The organism is Marinifilum sp. D737, assembly GCF_026672275.1.
Taxonomy (GTDB): Bacteria; Bacteroidota; Bacteroidia; order Bacteroidales; family Marinifilaceae; genus Marinifilum.
In genome coordinates this window covers 25,743-46,488 of sequence record NZ_JANQCD010000022.1, presented here as the reverse complement: position 1 = coordinate 46,488, position 20,746 = coordinate 25,743, and the positions used below count along the sequence as shown (strand labels likewise).

Here is a 20,746-nt window from a genome sequence, read left to right as displayed (position 1 = left end):
AATTGAATTCCAAATAAACATCTAATTATGAAAAAAATAATAAATATAACACTTCTTTGTGCGCTTATTATCGTAAGTGCAGTGTCTTGTAAAAAGACAACAAAAGGTTTGAGACCAGTTGTGACTGGTGGATCTGGTGAGATTTTGGTTTTGATAAATGACGCATTGTGGGAAAGTGCTGTGGGGGATACATTAAAATCAATTCTTAATGATACCCAACTAGGATTACCACAAGATGAACCAGTTCTGGATGTCATTCATATCAATCACAATGCTTTTAGCAGTATGTTTAAAACTCATCGTAGTATCCTGGATCTTAGAGTTTCTGCTAAAGTGAAAAAAAGCAATCTTGCTGTTAAGGATGAACTGTATGCCAAGACTCAGTCATTCATGAAGATTGAAGCAAAAAACAATAAAGCAATGATTGAATTATTGCAAGAGAATAGAAATAAAATTGTTGCTTATTTCCTTTTGGGAGAGAGAAATAGAAAAATAAAAACATTTAGAAGAAATGTAGTTCAGGAAATCTTCGAGAAAGTAAAATCAAAATATCAATTTACACTTTCGTTTCCATCTGGATATAAAATCAATAAAGATGAACCAGATTTTCTTTGGATAAGTAATGAAACTCCAACGACCAGCCAGGGAATGTTCATCTACTCATATGACTATCTTTCGGAGGATATGTTCTCAAAAGATCAGTTTATCAAAAGAAGAAACAATTTATTGAAAAAATACGTTCCCGGGCCTACAGAAGGAAGTTATATGGGAACTGAAATGTCATATCCGATTATTTCCAGACAATTCGATTTTGAAGGGAATTATGCCTATGAAACTCGTGGACTTTGGAAAGTTGAAAATGACTTTATGGGTGGTCCATTTGTAAGTGTAACTTTTCTTGATGAAAAGAATAATAGAGTAATCTGTATGGATTCTTACGTTTATTATCCTAATAATAATAAACGTGAAATGTTGCGTGAATTGGAAGCAATCATGTATTCATACGATAATACCATTAAGTAATGAATTTGCCCGATTATAAAAATTTAAGCATCGAACCATATCGTAATCGCGAAGAAATAATTCGACAAGTTGCTGCACAAATTGAGAAAGATTTCGCTCAATTTGGTTTAGAGGTGCAATTTTCGGGCGAAGTGGATTATGCGTATGAGGAATTGTTTTCTCAATTGAAAGAACATTTAATTTGGCTCTTGGATCGAGATTACCACCGGTTGGTTTTATTGCTTTATCAGATTGATTTGAGTGAAAAGCAAGTTATGCAAGCCGAGGCGCAATATCCTGATGTGCCAAAATCAGATCTTCTTGCCGAATTGGTGATTCTTCGGGAACTGAAAAAAGTTCTGATAAGAAATTACTTTAAAGAGAATCCGGATAAATTATAAAAAGAAACCGTAGCTGCAGAGCTGCGGTTTTTCTTTTGGACAGATTTTAAAAGAAAAGATTTTTAACCTGAGTTCGATTATAAATATAGTCACAGTTTGAATTGATTTTTAGTATTTTTACTTAACTTCAAAATTGGTTTTCACACAAAAACCATTTCAACTTAAAAATTAACACATGAATATAGATTTACTTACACCGAATATTTCAGTAGAAACAAAGAATGTATTTTACTTGACAAGCAATAAAAACTACAAAAACCTTCCCCTTGCCGAAAATGAAATTCAATATCTTACGAAACAGGTTGAGAGTGAGGTTTCGTTGATAGAACTCAATCAATATACTAGAAAGATTTTTGTGCATGTAAGTTCAACAGAAAAGCCAACGTATAAAGATTACGAGAAAATGAGAAAACTTGGTAATTCTCTTCATTCAAAAGTTCAGGAAAGTAAAATCTCAGAACTTGTAGTTGTTGATTTTTCTTTGAACAAAGAATTGATTTTACCAATTCTTGAAGGCTTGTCTCTAAGCAACTATCAGTTTATAAAATATTTAAAGGAAACTAAAAAAGTAAAGCATTATCTAAACGAAGTTCATGTTCAGAGCGATGTGTTGGAAGTAAAAGACATTAAAGAATTAAAAGCAGTATGCGAAGCGGTAAAACATGCACGCAACCTGGTAAATGAACCATTAAGTTATCTAACTGCGGAAAAATTAAGCGAGGAGATCAAAAGATTGGCTGATGAATCAGGCTTTTGTGTGGAAGTTTTTGAAAAAACTAAAATTCAAAGCTTGAAAATGGGAGGTCTTTTGGCTGTAAATAAGGGAAGTATTGATGAGCCAACATTTTCGATTTTAGAATGGAAACCTGAAGGTGCAAAAAATACAAAGCCCATTGTATTTGTTGGTAAAGGCATTGTTTACGATACAGGAGGTTTGAGTTTAAAGCCAACCAAAGACAGTATGGATTTAATGAAATCTGATATGGGAGGAGCTGCATCCGTAGCAGGGGCATTGTATGCAATTGCAAAAGCAAAACTTCCTGTTCATGTAATTGGCCTAATTCCTGCTACAGATAATCGTCCGGGAGGAAATGCCTATGCCCCCGGAGATATTATTCAAATGTATAATGGACTAAATGTAGAGGTGTTAAATACCGATGCCGAAGGAAGATTAATTCTTGCTGATGCTTTGAGTTATGCAAAAAAATATGATCCTGAATTTGTTATCGATTTGGCAACTTTAACTGGAGCTGCTGCGGTTGCAATTGGCAAATATGGAGTTGTTGCTATGGGGAATGAAGAAAGTACGGATAAAATGGAACAACTTAAAAAATCAGGAAACAAGACTTATGAAAGAGTGGTAGAGTTTCCATTTTGGGAAGAATACGGAGAGTTAATAAAATCAGACATTGCAGATTTGAAAAATATTGGGGGTCGTGATGGAGGAGCTATAACTGCCGGGAAATTTCTTGAATACTTTACAGACTATCCTTGGGTTCATATCGATATTGCAGGCCCTGCTTTCCTTGGTACAACAGATAATTACCGAGGAAAAGGAGGCACTGGTGTTGGTGTTCGTTTGTTGTACGATTTTATAAAAAATTACCAATCATAAGGAATCATTAAAAAGATAGTTAGGATTAAGGGATTCTTTCTATTTTTGTAATCGCAAGCTAAGTTTTTATTTGGAATACAATATCTTGCACTTGTGAACTGATTAAGTTCTAATACTGTTTGTGATGTGATTAACTTGAGTTTGACAAGTAACACATATCAAACCAAATACTTTAAACACATGAAGAATACCAAAATAAAGGTCGGAATAACTCACGGTGATATTAATGGAATTGGTTATGAAGTAATCATTAAAACCTTAATGGATAATAGATTGTTTGAACTTTGTACTCCTATTATTTATGGATCTCCAAAAGTTGCAGCTTATCATCGTAAAGCACTAAATATCGATAATTTTAGCTTGAATAATATTAAAGAAGCACATGAAGCACATCCTAAGCGTGCAAATATCATTAATTGTGTTGACGAGAATATTAAAGTAGAGCTTGGAAAATCTACAAATGCTGCTGGAACTTCCGCTTTTCAAGCATTAGAATCAGCTGTTGCGGATTTGAAAAAAGGAGCAATTGATGTCCTAATTACTGCACCAATAAATAAAAAGAACATTCAGTCGAAAGATTTTGAATTTCCTGGTCATACCGAATATTTGGAAGCGAAGTTGGAGTCTGGAAAATCATTAATGTTATTGCTTAGTGATAAACTTAGAGTTGGAGTAGTTGCTGGTCATGTGCCAATTTCAAAAGTTCCTGAAAAAATTACCCAAGAGGCAATTCTTGAAAAACTTGAAATTTTAAATGCCTCACTGCTAAAAGATTTTGGAATTCAAAAACCAAAAATTGCGGTTCTAAGTCTAAATCCACACGCCGGTGATAACGGTTTAATTGGTTCTGAAGAACAAGAGATCATTATTCCTGCTTTGGATACAGCAAGAGAGAAAGGAATCATGGCCTTAGGACCATTTCCTGCTGATGGCTTTTTTGGTTCAGATGATTATACAAAGTTTGATGCAATTTTAGCGATGTATCATGATCAGGGATTAGCTCCATTTAAAGCATTGGCATTCGATTCTGGAGTTAACTTTACTGCGGGGCTTTCAGGAGTAAGAACTTCGCCAGCTCATGGAACAGCTTATTCAATTGCCGGAACCAATGTTGCTTCCGAAGTTTCTTTCCGTGAAGCATTGTATTTGGCTTTGGATGTTCATAAAAACAGACGCATGTATAAGCAGATGAGTAAAGATCCTCTTAAGCCTGCTGAGAATGTAAAAAACGTGCAATAAATAATTAACAAAATTATAACAAGAGCGGTTAAATGTTTAATCGCTCTTTCTTTTTTTGTTAAAAGCCTATCTTTCATTATTAAAATTGCATAATTTTGCATATTTTAAAAACCTTAAATTCCAGAATAATCTAATTCTTAATTTATGTTTGAGTACATTAAAGGTGAACTCGCCGATTTAACACCAACTTCAGCTATTATAGAAAATAATGGCATTGGATATTTTATTCATATTTCATTAAACACATACAGCCAGTTATCAGGGCATAAAACTGTTCAATTGTACCTTCATCAAGTGGTTCGTGAAGATGCTCATATGTTATACGGATTTATGGATACCAGAGAAAGAGAAATTTTTCGTCATCTAATTTCTGTATCCGGAGTAGGTGTAAATACTGCCAGAGTAATGCTTTCTTCTTTAAGTCCAGCCGAAATTCAAACGGCAATCTTATCTAATAATGCTAAAACTTTACAGGGAGTAAAAGGTATTGGAGCAAAATCTGCGCAAAGAATTATTATTGAATTAAAGGATAAACTAGGAAAAGAATCTGATATATTAGAAATTTCACTTCCTCAGGACAATACCAACAAGGAAGAAGCGTTATCTGCTTTAGTGATGTTAGGTTTTGCAAAAAATGCTGCATATAAAGTGGTGGATAAAATCTATACTGCTAATCCAACATCAAGTGTTGAGGATTTAATAAAATTAGCTCTGAAACAATTGTAAACTAAGAACGTATTTGCTTTACTAACCTAAGGAAATCTAACTTAATTGAAAAAACTATTAAAATATACTCTAAGTCTCTGTGTAGTAATATTTTGTTTTGTAATAAAGAGTAATCAATCGGTTAATGCGTATGCTTATCAGCTTGATTCGGAATTTAGTGCAATTCAACAGCAAGACACAACCCTTCGTTCAGGAAATGAAAACAAACGGATAATAAATTCAAGATCACCTTTTAATAAGGATAATCCAAACGCAAAGAACGATTCTCTTCGTTATCCATTTAATGATGAAAATGATAATTTGGAATATGGCTCGCAACAGCAATCTCCGCTTTATTTGAAGGATCCGAGTAATATTAAAACTTCTATTAAGTACGATCCTGCAACTGGTAATTACATTCTGGTAAAAACCATTGGAGATATGAATTATCGCCGTGCAATTACCATGACAGCCGAGGAATATGAGCAATATGTTGCCGAAAATTCCATTCGGGATTATTGGATGCAAAGAAGTAGAAACGATGGAGCCGGAGGGAATAATGAATTGGTTCCTGATTTGAATTTTGGGGGGCAGTTTATTGATAAGATTTTTGGAAGCAATACAATAAAAATAAAACCTCAAGGATCGGCAGAATTGACATTTGGAATTAGTACTACCAATGTTGAAAATCCAACCTTACCTGAAAATTTGAGGAAAACAACCAGTTTCGACTTTGATGAAAAAATCCAAATGAACGTTACCGGTACAGTTGGAGAGAAGTTGAAGATGGATGTGAATTACAACACTGAGGCTACTTTTGATTTCGAAAACCAGATGCGTTTGGAATATACTGGTGATGAAGATGAGATTATCAAAAAGGTAGAGGCCGGTAATGTTTCTATGCCAATTTCTAATACATTAATCACTGGTGGGCAGAATCTGTTTGGTGTAAAAACTCAAATGCAATTTGGAAAATTAGGCGTTACATCTGTTTTTTCTCAGCAAAAAGGTGAAACTGCTGTTGTTAATTTGGAAAATGGAGCGCAAAAAAATGAGTTTGAGATCTCTGTTGATCAATACGAAGCAAACCGTCACTTTTTCTTGTCGAAGTATTTTTACGATACCTATGATAAGGCATTGGAGAACTTGCCTGTTGTCAACTCAGGGGTAGCAATTAATAAGGTTGAAGTCTGGGTTACCAATAAGACCTCTAATTTTCAGGATTCAAGAAATGTTGTCGCTTTTGTAGATATTGGTGAAAGTGCTGCTAATATCAGCAATGCCATTTTTTCGCAAACAGGGACCGGTGTTTTGCCAGATAATGAATTGAATAATGTTTATCAACAAATGACTGAGACCTACTCAGACATTAGAGATGTTAATAAAGTAACAGAAACTCTTGGACCTTTAGCACCTGGTTTTACCAGTGGTAAAGACTATGAAAAAGTAGAAAATGCTCGTAAACTTTCGCCTTCGGAATATACTATTAATGAGAAGTTAGGATATATATCGCTAAACCAAGCTCTGAATGCTGATGAAGTTTTAGCGGTTGCTTATGAATATACGAATCGTGGTCAGGTTTTTCGTGTTGGGGAATTTACTTCAGATGGTGTTAGTGCACCACAATCTTTGGTAATGAAGCTTTTGAAAGGAACCAACCTGAGTCCTGGCATGCCAACCTGGAAGCTGATGATGAAGAATATATACAACATTGGCGCTTATCAGGTAAATCAGGATGATTTCGTTTTGAATATCATGTATCAGAACGATCAGGCAGGAACAAAAGTTAATTACCTGCCAGAAGGAGATATCAAAAATGAGATTTTGCTGAAGGTTATGAATTTGGATAGGTTGAATTCTCAATTAGACCCGGGTTCAGATGGGATGTTTGATTTTATTAATGGTATCACTATCTACAGTAATAATGGTAGAGTTATTTTCCCGATTATAGAACCATTTGGATCTTATTTAAGAGGGAAAATAGGGAATGATGCTATTGCAAATAAGTATGTCTTCGACGAACTATATGAGAAAACGCAGAATGAAGCTCAACAAATAGCTGAGAAGAATAAATACTCCTTAAAAGGGAGTTACAAATCATCCTCAAGCTCTGAAATTTCTTTGAATGCTTTAAATGTTCAACCAGGATCGGTAAGGGTTAAGGCTGGCGGAAGAGAACTGGTCGAAAACATTGATTATACGGTTGATTACACCTTAGGTCGTGTAAAAATTATCAATCAATCATTATTGGAATCGAATACACCAATTAGCATTGAATCGGAAAACAATTCGCTGTTTAACATTCAAACCAAAACGCTTCTTGGTGTTCAGATGGACTATCAGGTTAATGATAATTTTAACCTTGGAGCAACGGTGATGCACTTGTCCGAACAGCCTTTAACTCAGAAAGTGAATATTGGTGATGAACCAATATCGAATACCATTTGGGGGTTAAATGGAAGTTATCAAACAGAATCAATGTTCTTAACCAGAATGATAGATAAGATCCCATTTATTGAGACAAAAGAGCCTTCTAAAATATCGGTTGAAGGTGAATTTGCACAACTAAGACCGGGACACAATAAATCTATTGGAAGTTCGGGTACTGCTTATATCGATGATTTTGAAGGAACACAGACTTCTATTGACATGAAGAGTTTGAGTTCTTGGGTGTTGGCTAGTACTCCGCAAAATAACGATGCACTCTTTCCTGAGGGAAATCTGAGCAGTGATTTAGCATATGGTTTTAACCGTGCAAAATTGGCATGGTATGTAATCGATCCATTATTCTTGCGTAATAATTCGGCAACTCCAGGGCATATAAAAGCAGATAAAGAACAACAGTCGAATCATTTTGTACGTGAGATTTTTGAAGAGGAAATTTGGCCTAATAAGGAAAGAGCCTCAGGTGTTCCGACGAATATTTCAGTTTTAAACCTTGCCTATTATCCTGACGAAAAGGGACCCTATAATTATGATGTTGATGGCCATGCAGGTGTTTCACAGGGGATGAATCCTGATGGAACATTAGAAGCTCCGGAAACACGTTGGGGTGGTATCATGAGAAGAATAGAAACCAACGATTTCGAAGCTGCAAATATTGCATACATAGAATTCTGGATGATGGATCCATTTGTATATGATAAAACTCATAAAGGAGGAGATTTATATTTCAATTTGGGTAATGTTTCCGAGGATATTCTTAGAGACTCAAGAAAATCATTCGAGAATGGTTTGCCTACTAATGAAGATCTTTCCTTGGTGGATAATACAGTTTGGGGACGTGTTCCAAAGATTCAATCACAGGTGATTGCTTTTGATAATAATACAAATGCCAGGAAGTATCAGGATGTAGGTTTGGATGGGCTTAACTCTGAAGAGGAAGTTAGTTTCTTTGATGAGTACATTCAACAAATTGAATTGTCTGCCAACCTGGGTGTTGGTTCAGGTGCCTATGTAAATGCTATAAATGACCCTTCGGGAGATGATTACCACTATTTTAGAGGTAGCGACTATGATGCCGATGAAGTAAGTATTTTGGAAAGATACAAGAGATATAATGGGCCAGAAGGCAATTCACCTACAGCTGAATTATCTGCTGAACCTTATCCAACTTCAGCAACAACATTACCAAATGTTGAAGACATTAATAATGATCAAACCTTAAGTGAAACAGAAGCTTATTATCAGTATCGTGTACACCTTGAACCAACAGGGATGGAAGTTGGTAAGAATTTTATTACCGATAAAATTACCAGTACTGTTGATTTGGCGAATGGAACGCAAGGAACAGTTGATTGGTATCAATTCAAAATTCCGGTTAATGAATTTGAAGATCAGTTTGGAAGTATTTCTGATTTTACTTCCATTCGATTTATGAGAATGTTTATGAAGGGATTTGAGGAAGATGTGATCATGCGTTTTGCAACTCTTGATTTGGTTCGTGATGATTGGAGAAAGTATGAACAGGCATTAAATGAGGATAAAGATGATGCTATAGTTTCCGATGCAAACTTTGATATTACTGCAATTAATATTGAAGAGAATGCCTCAAAAGAGCCAGTAAACTATGTACTTCCTCCAGGTATCGACAGGGTTGTAGATCCTAGTAATCCACAATTAATACAGCTGAATGAACAAGCGATTCTGTTAAAAGTTACTGATCTTGAAAATGGAAAAGGAAAAGGTGCATATAAGACACTTAGTATGGACGTTCGTAAGTATGGAAAGCTTATTATGGATGTTCATGCCGAAGAAATTAGCGGTTTGCCTTTAAGGGATAATGAAGTTACAGCCTTCATTCGATTGGGATCAGATTACCAGGATAACTACTATGAATATGAAATCCCACTGAAATTAACCGCTCCTGGACTGTACAATGGAGATAATGAAAATGACAGGTTAGCTGTTTGGCCAGATGAGAATAGGTTTGACTTTAAGTTAAGGTTATTCCAAACCATTAAACAATTGCGTAATGATGCTATGAGATCTGTTGGTTCAAGTGTTGATTACCTTACTGTTTATGATGCTGCTGTAAATGATTTATCCAGTGATAATAATCCTGTAAAAGAAGGACACAGGGTTAGAATAAAGGGTAATCCGAATCTTGCCAATGTGAGAACCATAATGATTGGGATTAAAAACCCATTTGAAGATATTACTGGTAGTGATGACAATCAGCCTAAATCAGTTGAAGTTTGGATGAATGAATTGCGTTTAACCGATTTTGATGAAGATGGAGGTTGGGCTGCGAATTTAAGAGTAACAACAAAGTTGGCAGACTTGGGTACGGTAACATGGTCTGGAAGTCAAATTACTTCAGGATTTGGAGGTATAGAAGATGGTGTTAATGAGCGCTATAAAGATGATATTTTCCAATATGATTTTTCTGCAAGTTTGGAGTTAGGAAAATTCTTCCCTGAAAAATCAGGAGTGAGAATTCCGATGTACTATGCAATTTCAGAAGAAACTGTTACACCTGAGTATGATCCTTTGGATCCGGATATTCCTTTGGATGTAGCATTGGAAAATGCAGAGAATAAAGAAGAAAGAGAGGAGATTAAACATAGGGCACAAGAATATACCAAACGAAAAAGTTTCAATCTTACCAATGTTCGAATCGAGAAACAGGAGGGAAAAGCAAAATTGCTGGATGTTTCAAATTTATCAATGACTTATTCGTATAATGAAACTTATTCAAGAGATGTAAATACCACTCTTGATTTGGAGAAAAATTATCGTGGTGTACTTAGCTATAATTATACCGAGCGCCCGAAAATTGTACAGCCATTTAAAAAGGTAAAAGCTTTTCAAAAGCCTATGTTTAGGTTATTAAAGGATTTCAATTTCTATTATTTGCCAACACAATTGTCTTTCCGTTCGGATATTCAACGTTACTATCATGAGATAGAGAAACGAAATATTGAAGAACCAGGATTAAAAATTGATCCATCATACGATAAAGATTTTATTTGGTACAGATATTACGATTTGAAATACAACCTAACGAAAGGCTTAAAGTTCGATTTTTCTGCAACAAATACTTCACGTATCGATGAACCGGATGGTATTGTTGATAAGCATAGAGATCGTGATGCTTATGAAATTTGGAAAGATTCGATTTGGAATAATTTAATGGATGGTGGACGAAATATTAAATACCACCATAAGTTTAATGTGACTTATACCGTTCCGATTAATAAAATACCTTTGCTTAACTGGACTTCGCTTAATGCACGTTACTCTGGTGCTTATGATTGGAATGCAGGAGCAATTACTGCCGATACAATTGAGTTGGGTAACACCATTCGAAATTCGAATAATATTCAGTTGAATGGTCAATTAAAAATGACAAGTTTGTATAATAAAGTTGGCATTTTAAAGAAGATCAATCGCAAATACAATTCGAACCGTAAGTACAAGAAGAAAACCAAATCATACAAGAAAGTAAATTATGACGGTAAAGTTGATGAATTGAAAGCAGGAGTACCTGTTTCCATCTATCACAAATTAATGACTGAAGATATTACCATTAGAGCCTACGATAAGTTAGGAAAAGAGGTGAAAATTAAAGTTAAGCCTGTTACCGGAAATCGAGCTAAAATAACAGCTTCCCGAACTGTTAAAGATGTTAGGGTGCGCGTTACCGGTAAAGTTAGCGAGAAAGATAACGTGTTTGCTGTTATTGGAGAAAACTTTCTGAGAACATTAATGAGCGTGAGGAATATCAGTGTTAATTATTCTGAAATTAACTCTACAACTCTACCTGGATATTTACCACAAACAAACTATTTTGGTGGGGAATCGTTCAATGGAACAAAAGCTCCTGGATTTGGTTTCTTAACTGGTCAGCAAGATAAAAACTTTGCGCGTAATGCTGCTGATAAAGGTTGGATTACAACAGATCCTACAATGAATGATCCATATGTAATGAGTCATACTCAGAATTTTTCAATTCGTAGTACAATTGAACCTTTTAAAGGATTAAAAATTGATCTTACTGCAAATAGGAATTATTCAAGAAATAGAAGTGAGTATTACATCTATAATAAAGATAATGATAGGTTTAGCAATAAAAATCTTGTAAAGTCAGGAAACTTTAGTATGAGTTTCCTAAGTTTAAAATCTGCGTTTTTTACCATTGGTAATACTGGCGATTACTCGTCGGAGTATTTCAATAAGTTCCTGGAAAATCGTAAGACTGAATCGCTGAGGTTGGCTCAACAACGTTATGGTGCATCATATGAGAATGAAGAAATTTTGGATGATAATAATGAAGGTACAGGATATTACAAAGGATTTACTTCAACTTCACAAGAAGTGTTAGTACCAGCTTTCCTTAAAGCATATGGAAATGTAGGAAGTGGCTTCAACAAATTGTTCCCTGGTATTGCTAAAATGAAGCCAAACTGGAGAGTTTCTTTCGAAGGCTTGTCAAAAATTCCATTTATCCGACGTTATTTCAAATCCATTAATTTGAGCCATGCATATACATCAACTTATGATGTTGGTTCTTATACAACTAACTTAGCTGCCGAAGTAGATGAAGATGGATTTCTTGAAATAAATAAGATTACGGGTAATTTTTACAATTTGTACGATGTGAATTCAATTTCGATTAATGAGCAATTTAACCCATTGATTAATGTTGATATGATTTGGAAAAATAATTTTTCTACAAGTTTTGAAATTAAACGTACGCGTAACCTGATTTTAAGTCTGTCCAATACTCAGTTAACCGAAGTAGCTTCGAACGAAATGATTTTTGGTATGGGATATCGATTTGATAATTTCGGAATGATAATTGGATCTGGTTCTCGCCAGAAAAAATACAATTCAGATTTGAATTTAAGGGCAGATTTATCAGTAAGAAAGAACAGTACCATTATTCGAAAAATTGTTGATGAAGTAGATCAGCTAACTTCTGGCCAAAAGGTGGTTACCTTAAAATTTAGTGCAGATTATGTTTTGAGTAACAGATTCAACCTGCGTTTGTATTACGATAGAATTGTAAATACACCTTACGTATCACTTTCTTATCCAACTACAACCACAGAGTTTGGGGCAAGTATAAGATTTACATTAGCGAATTAATAAAGTGTTTAAGAGCAGGTTGAAACAAGAATATTTTTCATGAACTATTAATATTCAATAGGTTTGTTGTATGATATTGATCTAGAATGTGATAAAGATCATACATTCAATAGTTGATTTACTCAATTACTAATATTTAATTATTGAAAAAAAACTGTAAATTTGGAGCAGTTTATAAACCTCTTTTAAAACAACATACTATCATGAATGTACCAGAAAATTTGAAGTACACTAAAGATCACGAGTGGGTACGTGTAGAAGGCGAAGAAGCTTTTATTGGTGTTACTGATTTCGCTCAGGGAGAACTAGGAGACATCGTTTTTGTTGAAGTAGAAACTGAAGGCGAAGAATTAGATAAGGAAGAAGTATTCGGAACTATCGAAGCCGTAAAAACTGTATCTGACATGTTTATGCCAGTTGGTGGTGAAGTATTGGAATTCAACGAGAAGTTGGAAGACGCTCCAGATCTAATCAACTCTGATCCTTATGGTGATGGTTGGATCATCAAAATCAAACTAGATGATGCTGCTGAGCTTGAAGAATTACTTTCTGCTGAAGCTTACAAAGAATTACTATAATAGTATTCTGAAAATATAAAGAAACCCTCGCACTAATGTGTGAGGGTTTTTTGTTTGCATATTAGAAGTTGAAGGAAACACCAATTCCTAAAAGAAATTTTTCATCATGAAAGGAGTAGTTGAATTCGGGCTGGATGGCAATTCCATTTGTGAAACCATACTTAAAAAATGCCCTGGCCGTATCTTTTCCATAAATATTTCCTTCTCGTTTTACCAGGTAACCAAATCCGGCACCAATCCACTGTGATTTTTTAAAGCTTTCAGCAATATTAATATCCATTAAAGCATCAATAAAAACATTGTTTCTGATTTTATTATCAATTCCAAATGATTTGGCTTGTGTTCTTATGCCTAGTTTGGCAGCATACTGTAAATTTTCATTAAAGTAGAGATTGATGCCTGCACTTATGTCTGCTGATAATTTACTTTTAATTACAGAACTACCAAAGCCTGCATCAAAACCTAGTTTTAGGAATCGTGGTCTTTTCTCTCTTTTTTCGCCAAGAGTTCGCTCATATCTAAATTCACCATTTTCTTTCTTATAATGTAACTTTGAAAAGTACTGGTAATATCTTCTTTTTAGGAATCTGTCTTTCTCACTTGCCATAAACGTTTGAATTTCGTTAATGTCGAATTCTTTAAGTTCGTCAATGTTAGTTATGTAAAACTTAATACTCCAAAGTAATTCTTTAATTTCTATGATATGTTGCCATTGTGCTTTGTTGTAGAGTTTGTTTTGCACAATTAAGTACTCTCGATTCTTTTCCGAGGTTTTTCTTTCATTGACCGAAAGTTTATGTTTTTTCTTGATTTTACCTTTGTAATAGGTTTTAAAAGTAACATGTAATAAGCTATCTCTTTTTTCTTTTGATAGACCTGATTTTTTTGCTTCTTGATTATTAAGCTTTATCGCTTCAAAAAATTCATTAGAGTATAGATTAGATCTCTGTGAGTGAAGTATTATGTGGTATTTTCTATCCTTTTTTAATGGGATTTCATTCAGTTTCTCCTTTAGGATTTTTAAATCTAACTGAATCGGTTTCCAAAAAGTTTTGGCATAATAATCGTCTAATTTGGTCCCAAAAATATTGTGCCACGAATAACTAATTTCTATTTTTTTACCATTTCCATAATCCATTAGAATGGTATCTCTTTTATTTGAAAACCCATATTGATAATTCTTAGGCGCATTAAACCAATTTCCTTGTGACTGAGCAGAAGGAACGATTAATATGATTAGAATGAATGCAATTATTATTTTTTTCATGACCTTAATTTTTAAATAGATTGCCAATCTTCTTAGCAAATGATTTACTTTTCGATTGGTGATTTGTATTGCTTGCCAAACGATCACTTTCATAGTAAACAGGCAGGTTGAGTTCCGGAATTTCACCTTCAGTTTCTTCTATTTTTATTCGTTCGACAATTTGTATGTATAGTTTATCTTCAACATTATTTTTAAATACTATTGGCTGATTGATTACGATTGTTGGAAGTTGTGGTAAAGCAATGTGTTTTGGACTTTCCAGATTTGCAATGGTCGATTTGGAAAGTGAATCAAGCAGTAAATAATTTGTATCTTTTATTTTCTCATTTTCGCTGTTTAGAGAGGAAATTAACTGCTTTTGATTTCCTATATTTTGGTTTTGCTTTGTTATAATGCCGTATTGCTGATAATGCAGGAATAATGAAGATCCAAGTAATAATACAAGTAGTACTGCTATAACTCGCCACTTGTGCTCTCTCGATTGCTGTTTGATTCGTTTATCGATTGAAGAAAGTAATCTCTCCTTGTCGAAATGTACATTTGAGGGCAATTCCGACTGGTTTTCCAAATTATTTTTAATAATACTATCCAACGAGTTCGGTTGCATAATTCAATGATTTTAATTGTGATTTTAAAATGTTTCGTGCCCTGGTAAGCTGCGATCTAGAGGCACTTTCACTAATGTGAAGAATATCTGCAATTTCTTTATGCGCATATCCTTCAATAACATAAAGATTGAATACAGTACGGTATCCATCAGGTAAATTTCTTACGAGATTTAAGCAATCTTCCATGCCAAGTTTGTTTTCCACTTCGGGCAATTGATTGGACGAATTTTCGATAAATGAAATGTTATCAGATAATGTCAAACGTTTTTGTTCTCTTAAAAAGAGAAGACTTTCATTGATCATGATGCGTTTTAACCATCCTAAACTGGCTTTATCATTTTCATAGGTAAAATCATCTAAAGCCTCGTAAATCTTAATAAATCCTCTTTGTAAGACTTCTTCTGCATCGAATTGAGATACAACATAGCGAAGAATCAATAAGAACAACAGTTGAGAATGATTCTCGTAAATCTTATTGAAAATGGTCTTCTTATTTTTTAGAAAGAGTTTATACATTCGTGCGTTTTTAGGATCTTACCAATATTGAGGATATGATAAGTTTTTGCAATTTACTTATAGAATACATAAGTAATTAAAAACGCTGCACGAATTCTTAATTATTTTTATAGTGAGTTATTTCGAATTTAATTTTCCTTTAAATTGGATGTTCATAAAATCATTAATGGGGAGTGATACCAAATAAAAAAAAGCAGTCCAATTTGGACTGCTTTTCTATATGATAGGAATTGTTTCTTACAATTTCTTTTTTACTTCTACTTCTTCGAATGCTTCTACCATATCGCCAACTTTGATATCGTTGTACTTGTCGATATTCAGACCACATTCGTAACCTTTCACAACTTCTTTCGCATCGTCTTTGAAACGCTTCAACGAACCAAGTTCTCCGGTGTAGATTACAATACCATCGCGAATCAGGCGGATCTTAGAGCTACGCTTGATCTTACCATCACGAACGATACATCCGGCAATGGTACCAACCTTAGAGATTTTGAATGTCTCAAGAACCTCAACAGTCGCCACAATCTCTTCCTTGATTTCAGGAGAAAGCATACCTTCCATTGCTGATTTCAATTCTTCGATTGCATCGTAGATAATTGAGTACAGACGGATATCGATTTCTTCTTTCTCAGCCAATCTACGTGCTCCAACTGAAGGACGTACCTGGAAACCTACGATAATTGCGTTCGATGCTGTTGCCAACATTACATCTGATTCTGAAATCTGACCAACGGCCTTGTGAATTACATTCACCTGAATTTCTTCAGTAGAAAGTTTGATCAATGAGTCAGAAAGTGCCTCGATAGATCCATCCACATCACCTTTTACAATTACATTCAACTCCTGGAAGTTTCCGATTGCAATACGACGACCAATTTCATCAAGAGTAATGTGCTTCTGAGTACGAAGTCCTTGCTCACGCTGTAATTGCTCACGCTTGTTAGCAATGTTACGAGCTTCCTTCTCACTTTCCATTACGTTGAAATTGTCACCAGCCTGAGGCGCTCCATTTAAACCAAGAATCAATGCTGGTTCTGATGGACCTACTGCGTCGATCTTGTTTCCACGCTCGTTAAACATAGCCTTAACGTGACCAGTGTAGCTACCTGCAAGTAATACATCACCTACTTTTAAAGTACCTGCTTGTACCAATAAAGTAGTAACGTAACCACGACCCTTATCAAGTGATGATTCGATTACCGAACCAACTGCACGTTTATTTGGATTTGCTTTGGCTTCTAGTAATTCAGCTTCAAGCAATACTTTTTCTAATAAATCTTCAATATTGATACCGTTCTTAGCGGAAATTTCCTGGCACTGGTATTTACCACCCCAGTCTTCTACCAAGTAATTCATATTGGCTAACTCACCCTTGATTCTTTCTGGGTCAGCACCATCTTTATCAATCTTGTTGATTGCAAATACAATTGGTACACCTGCTGCACTTGCGTGGTTGATTGCCTCAATAGTCTGTGGCATCACGTTATCATCAGCAGCAACAATAATAATTGCAATATCGGTTACTTGAGCACCACGAGCACGCATCGCTGTAAAGGCTTCGTGACCCGGAGTATCAAGGAAAGTTATTTTTCTACCATCGTCTAATGATACATTGTATGCACCAATGTGCTGGGTAATACCTCCGGCCTCACCAGCAATTACGTTGGCATGACGAATGTAGTCCAAAAGAGAAGTTTTACCGTGGTCAACGTGACCCATTACCGTTACAATCGGTGGACGTTCAAGTAAATCTTCCTCTTTGTCTTCTTCTTCTTCAATAGATTCTTGAAGTTCAACACTTACGAATTCTGCTTTGTATCCGAATTCATCGGCAACAATGGCAATGGTTTCAGCATCCAATCTCTGGTTGATCGATACGAATAAACCAAGTCCCATACATGTTGCAATAATGTTGGTAACAGGTACCTCCATCATAGTTGCCAATTCGTTTACAGTTACGAACTCGGTCAACTTCAACACGTTCTTTTCTGCTGCTGCCTGTTCAGCTAATTCAGCTTGTTTAGCACTTGCCTGCTCTCTCTTCTCACGACGGTGCTTCGAACCTTTCGATTTACCACCTTTCGAAGTTAATCTTGCAAGTGTATCTTTAATTTGCTTTTGTACATCTTCCTCGCTAACTTCCTTCTTAACTGCCTTTTTCTTTTTCAGTTTTTTGAATTTATTAGCCTGTCCACCTTGCTGTCCACCTTGTTGTCTTCCTTGACCTTGCTGTCCACCTTGTTGTCTTCCTTGACCTTGCTGACCACCTTGTTGTCTGCCTTGACCTTGTTGACCACCTTGCTGATTCCCAACATTAACTTTTTCGCTATCCTTTTTAATTCTTTTGCGTTTCTTACGTTGTTGGTTACCTTGCTTGTCTTTGTTGGTAGATTTTTTCTCTACTGGCAGTTCAATTTTTCCAATTACAGTAGGACCAGAAAGTTTCTGAGTAGAAGATTTAAAAATTTCTTCTTTTGCTACTGGCTTTTCTTGACCTTGTGGCCCAGCAGTTTTTTCTTGAGCAGGTTGCTTTTGTTGAGGAGCTGACTTTTGCTTTTCTCTTCTCTCCACTTCTTTCTCCGCTTTTGTCTTTTTAGCAGGTCTTGTTTTCTGATTTAAAGAATCTAAATCAATTTTCCCTACTACTTTAAGCTCTTCCTTATTTTCTTGTTTTTCGGTTTGAGCTGCTTCCTCTTTTTTAGGGCTTTCCATTTTAACAGTTTGAGCATCTTTAGCAGGCGTAGCCGGCTCTGATGGTTTTTCAGTTACTTCTTTTTTAACGGTCTGAGGTTTTTCCTCAACCTTAGGAGCTTCTGCTTTGGCAGGTTTCTCTTCAGGTTTAGAAGGAGCTTTTTCCTCTTTTTTTTCTGGCTTTTCCTGTTTCGCTTTCGGTTTTAATGCATCTAAATCGATTTTACCTACAACTTTAACAGGATTTTTTGCCGGAGCTTCTTCTTCAGTTTTTTCAACAGTTGCTTCTTTAGTACCTTCTTCCGATTTTGGATCGATAGAAACAGTTTCTTTCTTTTCTCTGGTACTTTTCAAATTTACTTTCTCCGATTCTTTCTTAAGGTTCAAATCAGAGCTATACTCTTTTGCCAGAATATCATAAGCGTCATCTGAAACTTTGGTATTTGGATTAGAATCAATCTCAATACCTTTTTTATTCAGAAAATCGACAATAGTAGATATCCCAACATTGAATTCTCTTGCTAGTTTACTAAGTCTTTTATTTTTATTGACTTTTGCCATATTTTGAAGTTAACTGTTAAAATGTGCCGTTTTCAATAATTTGTGAGGAACTGTCCTTAAAAATCCGACTATTCAAATTCGGACCTAAAAATATCTAAAATTTCGTTAATAGTCTCTATTTCAAGATCAGTTCTTTTCTCTAGTTCTTCAGCTGATAGTTCCAATACGCTTCTTGCAGTATCGCAACCAATTTTCTTTAACTCATCGATAACCCAAGCTTCGATTTCGTCAGTAAATTCTGAAAGATTTACATCTTCCTCAGCTTCTTCCTCTGTTTTCTCACGATATACATCAATTTCGTATCCTGTTAACTGGCTGGCAAGTTTGATGTTTAAACCGCCTTTACCAATTGCTAATGATACTTCTTCTGGATTCAGATAAACATCTGCGCGAGCATCTTCTTCATTAATTTGGATAGAAGATATTTTTGCAGGGTTAAGAGCTCTTGTGATATATAATTGCTTATTGGCAGTGAAGTTGATCACGTCAATATTTTCGTTTCTTAACTCACGAACAATTCCGTGAATTCTGGAACCTTTCATACCAACACATGCTCCAACCGGATCAATTCTTTCGTCATACGATTCAACAGCAACTTTTGCTCTTTCACCAGGTATGCGAACAATTTTCTTGATGGTAATCAATCCATCAAAAATTTCAGGAACCTCAAGTTCAAATAATCTTTCAAGGAATACTGGAGAAGTTCTTGAAATAATAATTAGAGGACTGTTGTTTTTCACTTCTACACGAATTACAACAGCTCTGATCGACTCTCCTTTACGGAAGTAGTCAGAAGGGATTTGTTCTGTTTTAGGAAGGATCAATTCATTTCCTTCGTCATCTAAAATCAAAATTTCCTTTTTCCAGATTTGGTAAACTTCACCAGTTACAATTTCACCAATTCTGTCCTTATAATTATTAAAGATATTATCTTTCTCTAATTCTAAAATCCTTGCCGAAAGATTCTGACGCAATGTTAAAATAGAACGTCTGCCAAAGTCAAGGAATTTTACTTCGTCGGTTACCTCTTCGCCAAGTTCATAATCTTCATCAATCTTCTTAGCTTCCGAAAGAGAAATCTGAAGATTTGAATCTTCTACTTCTCCATCCGCAACTACTTCACGGTTTCTCCAAATTTCAAGGTCACCTTTATCCGGATTGATAATAATATCGAAATTTTCATCGGTACCATAGTTCTTTAAAAGAAGATTTCTAAATACATCTTCCAAAACACTCATCATGGTAGCACGATCGATGTTTTTCAATTCTTTAAATTCTGAAAAAGTCTCAATAAGATTCATGTTATTCAGCTATTTACTTGTTAAAAAGTAATGATATCTTTTGTTGATTTAATTTGATCAAAAGCAAAACTGTAGGTATTAACAACAACTTGTTTCTTCTTTTTACCTTCAACTTTTACTTTCTCTTCAACTTCAATTTCTATCTCGTTTTCACCTACGGTGATTAAATTTCCTTTGTGTTTTACACCTTCGGTGGTAAGTACTTCAACTTCTTTCCCAATGTTTTTGTGGTACTGTTGAATTACTTGAAAGGGTTGACCAATTCCTGCTGAAGCTACCTGAAGTTCAAAGTCTTCAGCATCGCGGTCAAAGTTCTTCTCGATTGCACGACTTAACTCAATACAGGTGCTAATTGGTACACCTTCCATACTATCAATCATTACTGAAATTGCATTACTTGTAGAAACAGTAACCTCCACGACGAACAAATCTGTGTCGGCAATTTCTTTCTCAACAATTTCAAGTACAATTCTTTTATCAATCATATATCGGTTAATGTCAATAAAATAGGGGACTTCCTGCCCCCTAAAGTACACGTTATTCTTACTTTTCGATGCAAAATTAGAGATAAATGTTTTAAAAAACAAATGGCATTCCTCTAAATTATTGTATTCTAACTGCTAAAGAAAATTTTTTTGATATTTTATTACTGATTATTATAAAATC

General features: G+C 35.0%; 13 protein-coding genes. 7 read left to right on the top strand and 6 right to left on the bottom strand.

Going from position 1 to position 20,746, the window contains the following annotated elements; all coding sequences use genetic code 11:
* Positions 1-27: 27 nt before the first annotated feature.
* The 7 genes from NQ163_RS13540 (at position 28) to gcvH (ending at position 13,133) form a co-directional block, all read left to right on the top strand.
* Positions 28-1,023 (top strand): DUF4837 family protein, encoded by a 996-nt coding sequence (locus NQ163_RS13540; protein WP_268190846.1) that lies wholly within the window; start codon positions 28-30, stop codon positions 1,021-1,023.
* Complete coding sequence (locus NQ163_RS13535) at positions 1,023-1,403, top strand: hypothetical protein (RefSeq protein WP_120240888.1); 381 nt, start codon at positions 1,023-1,025, stop codon at positions 1,401-1,403. The genes NQ163_RS13540 and NQ163_RS13535 overlap by 1 nt, the downstream gene beginning before the upstream one ends.
* Positions 1,404-1,578: 175 nt before the next feature.
* Positions 1,579-3,018 carry a leucyl aminopeptidase family protein gene (locus NQ163_RS13530; protein ID WP_268190845.1) on the top strand — a complete coding sequence of 480 codons (1,440 nt, stop codon included), beginning with the start codon at positions 1,579-1,581 and terminating at the stop codon, positions 3,016-3,018.
* A 180-nt stretch (positions 3,019-3,198) separates the two neighbouring features.
* The gene (gene pdxA, locus NQ163_RS13525) at positions 3,199-4,257 is read left to right on the top strand and encodes a 4-hydroxythreonine-4-phosphate dehydrogenase PdxA (protein WP_268190844.1); all 1,059 of its coding nucleotides are present in this window, start codon (positions 3,199-3,201) and stop codon (positions 4,255-4,257) included.
* Positions 4,258-4,401: 144 nt separating this feature from the next.
* Entirely contained in the window at positions 4,402-4,983 is a 582-nt protein-coding gene (ruvA, locus tag NQ163_RS13520; RefSeq protein ID WP_268190843.1) for a Holliday junction branch migration protein RuvA, read from the top strand.
* Between the two features lie 45 nt (positions 4,984-5,028).
* Positions 5,029-12,555 (top strand): T9SS outer membrane translocon Sov/SprA, encoded by a 7,527-nt coding sequence (sov, locus tag NQ163_RS13515; RefSeq protein ID WP_268190842.1) that lies wholly within the window; start codon positions 5,029-5,031, stop codon positions 12,553-12,555.
* 203 nt (positions 12,556-12,758) lie between these two features.
* Positions 12,759-13,133 (top strand): glycine cleavage system protein GcvH, encoded by a 375-nt coding sequence (gcvH, locus tag NQ163_RS13510; RefSeq protein ID WP_268190841.1) that lies wholly within the window; start codon positions 12,759-12,761, stop codon positions 13,131-13,133.
* Between the two features lie 61 nt (positions 13,134-13,194).
* Here the strand turns inward: gcvH and NQ163_RS13505 are convergent, their stop codons facing one another.
* The 6 genes from NQ163_RS13505 to rimP form a co-directional block, all read right to left on the bottom strand.
* Positions 13,195-14,400, bottom strand: a complete 1,206-nt coding sequence (locus NQ163_RS13505; RefSeq protein WP_268190840.1) for a hypothetical protein — start codon at positions 14,398-14,400, stop codon at positions 13,195-13,197.
* 4 nt (positions 14,401-14,404) lie between these two features.
* The gene (locus NQ163_RS13500; RefSeq protein WP_268190839.1) at positions 14,405-15,007 is read right to left on the bottom strand and encodes a hypothetical protein; all 603 of its coding nucleotides are present in this window, start codon (positions 15,005-15,007) and stop codon (positions 14,405-14,407) included.
* Positions 14,985-15,524: an RNA polymerase sigma factor gene (locus NQ163_RS13495; RefSeq protein ID WP_268190838.1), complete on the bottom strand. Its 540-nt coding sequence runs from the start codon at positions 15,522-15,524 to the stop codon at positions 14,985-14,987. Before NQ163_RS13495 ends, NQ163_RS13500 begins: the two co-directional genes overlap by 23 nt.
* Positions 15,525-15,761: 237 nt before the next feature.
* On the bottom strand, positions 15,762-18,779 hold the full coding sequence (infB, locus tag NQ163_RS13490) for a translation initiation factor IF-2 (RefSeq protein ID WP_268190837.1): 3,018 nt from the start codon (positions 18,777-18,779) through the stop codon (positions 15,762-15,764).
* A gap of 68 nt (positions 18,780-18,847) precedes the next feature.
* Positions 18,848-20,080, bottom strand: coding sequence for a transcription termination factor NusA (gene nusA, locus NQ163_RS13485; protein ID WP_268190836.1), 1,233 nt, complete (start codon positions 20,078-20,080; stop codon positions 18,848-18,850).
* A 20-nt stretch (positions 20,081-20,100) separates the two neighbouring features.
* Positions 20,101-20,565 (bottom strand): ribosome assembly cofactor RimP, encoded by a 465-nt coding sequence (rimP, locus tag NQ163_RS13480; RefSeq protein ID WP_268190835.1) that lies wholly within the window; start codon positions 20,563-20,565, stop codon positions 20,101-20,103.
* Between the last annotated feature and the right edge of the window lie 181 nt (positions 20,566-20,746).